A 4,605-nucleotide genomic window follows, 5' to 3' on the forward strand; every position below is an offset into this window, starting at 1 on the left:
CTTATTGCGTATTTCGGACGAACGTGACCGGCCGTTTCGGGATGGTGACCGGCGATTTCGGCAACGTGACCGGGCATTTCGGGAACGTGACCGAGCGGACCGGAAGGCAGGATTGGCGTTGCGCATGACATCAACTACGCGGGCTATGCTCGCCGGCTTTTGCCGGAGAGAGCATGCCCGCGCACCGGATGAACATGCGCATGATCAAGGACGTTTTACGACTTAAATTCGACGGCGGTTTCTCGCACGAGAGGATCGCCGCGTCACTGGGCATATCCAAGGGCGTGGTCACGAAGTACATAGGACTGGCCGGTGCCGCCGGGCTGGACTGGGCAAGCGCCTGCGATATGGACGAAGGCGACCTCGAGCGGCGGCTCCTCGGCAAGCCCACGGGGCCAGCAGGCTACGCCCAGCCCGACTACGGACGCATCCACCAGGAGCTGCGTCGCAAGGGCATGACGCTGACGTTGCTGTGGGAGGAGTACCAGGCCGAGTTCGCGGACCGGCAGACCTACCGCTATACGCAGTTCTGCGAGCACTACAAGGCGTTCACGAAACGCCTGAAGCGCTCGATGCGTCAGATTCACCGCGCCGGCGAGAAACTGTTTGTCGACTTCGCCGGCCCCACGTTGCCGCTGACGACTGGACGCCGCGCGCACATCTTCGTGGCAGCCATGGGCGCATCGAGTTACACGTTCGCATGCGCGACGCCAGCCGAAACGATGGAGGACTGGCTGGGCGGCATCGCACGTGCGCTGACCTTCTATGGCGGCGTGCCGCAGCTGATCGTGCCGGATAACCCGCGCGCGATGATTGCCGATCCCGACCGCTATGAACCTCGCGCCGGCGACACCGTGCTGGACTTTGCGCGTCACTACGGCACGTCATTCCTTCCTGCACGCGTATATCGTCCGCAGGACAAACCGAAGGTAGAGGTTGCGGTCCAGGTGGTCGAACGCTGGATCATGGCGCGCCTGTGTCATCACCGGTTTGAGTCGGTCCACTCGGTCAATGAGGCGATCCGCCCGCTGCTCAAGAACCTGAATGAGAGGCCGTTCCAGAAGCTGCCGGGATGTCGCGCCAGCGCATTCGCCCAGCTGGACGCGCCGGCACTGCAGCCGCTGCCGGCACAGCCCTATGAGCTCGCGCGCTTCAAGACAGTGACGGTTCACATCTTGTGTGGCCAAGCGATTTCTGTGGTCTTGGCGCTGATGAGCTGCTTCCGGCGGAGATCCTCGCAGTCTAAAGACCACAGAAATCCAGTTAAAGTGAGCGCAGGAATCGCAGCAGGTCGGATTCCATTCGGCGCCGCGGCGCCTCGCCGGATGGCTGCAGTTGCGCCAAGGCACGCGACTTCATCTCCAGGTCGATCTGTGCGTAAATGTTGGTGGTGTTGAGCGACACATGGCCGAGCCACGCGCGGATGGTGTTGATGTCGACACCCGAGCGCAGGAGGTAGGTGGCCGTTGTATGGCGAATCGTGTGCGGGCTGACCCGCTTCGCACCGACTGCAGGGAACCTCGCCTCGATGCGCTTCGCGCAGCGCTCCACCAGTGAGTGGACTCCGAATCTAGTAATCGACGTACCACGCCGGTTCAAGAATGCATGCTGGTCAGCTGGCCGACCAACAATCAGTGCCGAGATCTCCGCTGCCGTTTGCGGCCAGAGGGGACATAATCGAACTTTGTTGCCTTTGCCCAGCAATCTGACAAACGCGTTGCCGTTGCCATCTCGCGACTGCAATTGCAGATCCTCAACCTTAACCTGTGCAACTTCTGTCGCTCGCGCACCAGTGTTGTACAGGAACATCAGCAGCGCATGGTCACGCCTTCCCTGTGCCGTTCGTAAGTCTGCCGCAGCAAGAAGTGCATCCATCTCGGGTTTCTCAAGGTAGGGAATCTCGGGGCGTGCGAACTTACGGAATGGGATCGCTAAGACACGCCCGGACCATTCCAGGTGCTCTGGTCCGTATTCGCCCACGAATCGCGCGAAGCTATGTATGGCCGCGAGACGTTGGTTGAGGGTTCTCGCGCCCACAGCTTTACCGGTCGTCGCTGTTGGGAGAAATCGGTTGATCAGGTCTCTGCTGATGTCGTCGAGCTTCAGCAGGTCAGGACGCGTTCGGAGTTCGCCCGCCACGTAGCGAATGAGCCTGGCCAGCGTGTCGCGGTAGCTCAATTGCGTGCTTCGCGCCACACATCTTACCGTGACGAGGTAATCGGCCAGGAAGCGTTTAATCCATGGGGCCAACAGGTTCAGATCGTTCATGACTGGCTCTCCAGCGCGACGTATCGTCCGAGACGGTTCGACGCTTCCACGAGAAGTTCTGGCGACATAGGCAAATAGACCTGGGTGGCCGCTATGCTCGCGTGTCCGAGATAGGTCGACAGCAGAGGAAGAAGTCGCTGCACGTCGGCACCTTGCTGATACCAGGTGGTCAAGCGATGTACAGCGAACGTTGCCCGCATATCGTGCAAACGCGGCTGATACCGGGCGCCGTCGTTGCGCCGAACGCCAGCCTTTGACCTGAGCCTTGCAAATGCGCGTCGGATGCCGCTCCCGGTTGGCCGACCACCGTCACGACGGACAAACAGTGGCGTGTCGTCGCGAGTTTCGATGCTGATGGATGTGTGAACCGCCACCATATATTCGTGCAGGATGTGGACGAGTTGCATTCCAATTGGAACCCATCGTGTCTTGTAAAACTTCGTGTCGCGAACCGTGAGCATCTGCTGCGGCAAATCCACATCTGCGAGGCATAGGTGCAGTGCTTCGCACAGTCGTAGGCCGGTCCCGTATAAAAGCAGCACGAGGACCCGAAGGGTGCGTGCTTCAATCGGCGTCGCGCGGGCACACTCAAGCGCAGCGATCAGTCGGTCGACGTCGTCCTCGGAATACACATAGGGCTGGAAATCCTGATAGCAACGTGGTGTCCTGGCAGGTAGAGGAATGGCAGATACCAGGCCGCGTGCGAGCGCAAAGCGGAAGAAGCCCACGAGAGCAGAATGCTTGCGATGCCAATAGCGGCTGAGCGGTAGATTCCCATCGAGGAATGCTCGAACCTCCGTCTGCGAAATCGAACTGAGTTCCCGCTCACCTCCCACGTACTTGGCAAACAAGACAAGCACGCCATGAATACTATCGCCCTTACATCCACTGGCGTGGATAACCTGCATATACAGTGAGACTACGTCAGCGAGCTTCATAGAAACCTCCCGAGATCAACGTCAACCACCTGGCGCAAGCCGTTGATATCGACCTTCGCGTATAACGCCGTGGTGGCGGGATGGCAGTGTCCGAGGAAATCTCCAATCTCCTTCATCGTTAGACCTCGTCCGAGAAGCTGGGTCGCACACGCGTGCCGCAAGGAATGCGGTCCCTTGTGTTTGATCAACAGATCCATTGGCCTCAGCTGACGATTCACAACCTGCCAGATCGCGCTGCTGCCAAGTGGTTGATATGGACTACGCAACTGGAGAAACAGCTCCCGCCGATCAGACTTCACTCGAACAAAGCGCAGGTACCTCGCAAGAGCATCCGCTACGTCGCCGGCCAATGGAAACACAGCAACATGTGGGCTTTGCTTGGAACGATGCACGCGAAAAAGCGCTTCCTGCCAGTCAAAATCGTCGAGACACAGTCGGCGCACTTCGGCCACACGCAATCCGTACACCGCGAACATCATCAAGATCGCGCGATCACGAATCGCGCCGGGCCGGTTTGCCTCGAGATTCTCAAGGACACGAAGGACTTCCGGCCAGGACGGACCGGCAGGTACTGCCTCGCCTTGATATACCCGCGGCGGTTGTATCGACGACGATAAACCGGGTCGGCATTGCCCGTGTTCTTCCAAGTAGCGGATGAAACTGCGGATGTTGTAGCCATAGGTTTGCATCGACGCGCGCGTCAGACCATCGCGGCTTCCCTTCGAGGCGAGAATGAGGTCGATGGCTTTCCAGTCAAGTCGACGGATGTCATAGCCCTCGGCATTGGCGAGCCGGAGAAACTCGGAGGCGCGACCGCTACGCGTGCGAATTGTTAGTGCAGAGAGATTACGCTCGTCGCGCATGAAGCGAGCGTAGGCCGCGATCTGTTCCGACCCAGGCTGCTCGCCGGTCAACGCTTGCAGTCGTGCAAGAAAACGCATCCAGTTCGTCGCTGTCGATACATACGCCGTTCGGGATGCTTCCCCATCGGTGCGGGTAGGATTAGTCGCTCGACGGTTACGCCATCGATCTGCGAGCTTGCCAAGTTGAGCAGCGGTGAAGGAATCCGGTAACGTCCATCTCAATGCCTCTCCTATCCGCATCATGTACGTTGCATTGCGAATCAAGGTCTTGCGGGAAGCCTGATGGCGTTGCATGTACTCGAGGTATCGAACCCGCTCGCGGTAGAGCGGCGCGGTGGTGTGACGGGCAACTGCAGCCGGGTCCTTGAAAAGTTGATCGAACATGAGGAGTCCTCCTTCCGCGAGAAAGCGGAAAGGTAATATTGCTCCTCAAATTGAGACCTGCTTCTGTGGTCTTCAGACTGCGAGGATCTCCGCCGGAAGCAGCTCATCAGCGCCAAGACCACAGAAATCGCTTGGCCACACAAAGCAGAGGG

General features: G+C 59.1%; 3 protein-coding genes and 1 pseudogene. 1 reads left to right on the forward strand and 3 read right to left on the reverse strand.

What is annotated here, in order from left to right; genetic code table 11:
* Window positions 1-194 precede the first annotated feature (194 nt).
* Window positions 195-1,175, forward strand: a pseudogene (gene istA / locus P0D80_RS48690) (IS21 family transposase); the annotation flags it as partial.
* A gap of 88 nt (window positions 1,176-1,263) precedes the next feature.
* Here istA and P0D80_RS48695 read toward each other — a convergent pair.
* From P0D80_RS48695 to P0D80_RS48705, 3 genes are read right to left on the reverse strand one after another with little or no spacing between them, the layout of a single operon-like run.
* Window positions 1,264-2,268 (reverse strand): tyrosine-type recombinase/integrase, encoded by a 1,005-nt coding sequence (locus P0D80_RS48695; RefSeq protein WP_408295529.1) that lies wholly within the window; start codon window positions 2,266-2,268, stop codon window positions 1,264-1,266.
* Entirely contained in the window at window positions 2,265-3,206 is a 942-nt protein-coding gene (locus P0D80_RS48700; RefSeq protein ID WP_408295532.1) for a tyrosine-type recombinase/integrase, read from the reverse strand. The genes P0D80_RS48695 and P0D80_RS48700 overlap by 4 nt, the downstream gene beginning before the upstream one ends.
* The gene (locus P0D80_RS48705) at window positions 3,203-4,453 is read right to left on the reverse strand and encodes a tyrosine-type recombinase/integrase (protein ID WP_408295535.1); all 1,251 of its coding nucleotides are present in this window, start codon (window positions 4,451-4,453) and stop codon (window positions 3,203-3,205) included. Before P0D80_RS48705 ends, P0D80_RS48700 begins: the two co-directional genes overlap by 4 nt.
* Window positions 4,454-4,605: the final 152 nt, after the last annotated feature.

Origin of the sequence: Paraburkholderia sp. RL17-373-BIF-A (assembly GCF_046030175.1) — a bacterium.
Taxonomy (GTDB): domain Bacteria; phylum Pseudomonadota; class Gammaproteobacteria; order Burkholderiales; family Burkholderiaceae; genus Paraburkholderia.

Bases quoted from the DNA above. Each gene is read 5' to 3' on its own strand.
- P0D80_RS48705 (WP_408295535.1), bottom strand. From the start codon at position 4,453: ATGTTCGATCAACTTTTCAAGGACCCGGCTGCAGTTGCCCGTCACACC.
- P0D80_RS48700 (WP_408295532.1), bottom strand. From the start codon at position 3,206: ATGAAGCTCGCTGACGTAGTCTCACTGTATATGCAGGTTATCCACGCC.
- P0D80_RS48695 (WP_408295529.1), bottom strand. From the start codon at position 2,268: ATGAACGATCTGAACCTGTTGGCCCCATGGATTAAACGCTTCCTGGCC.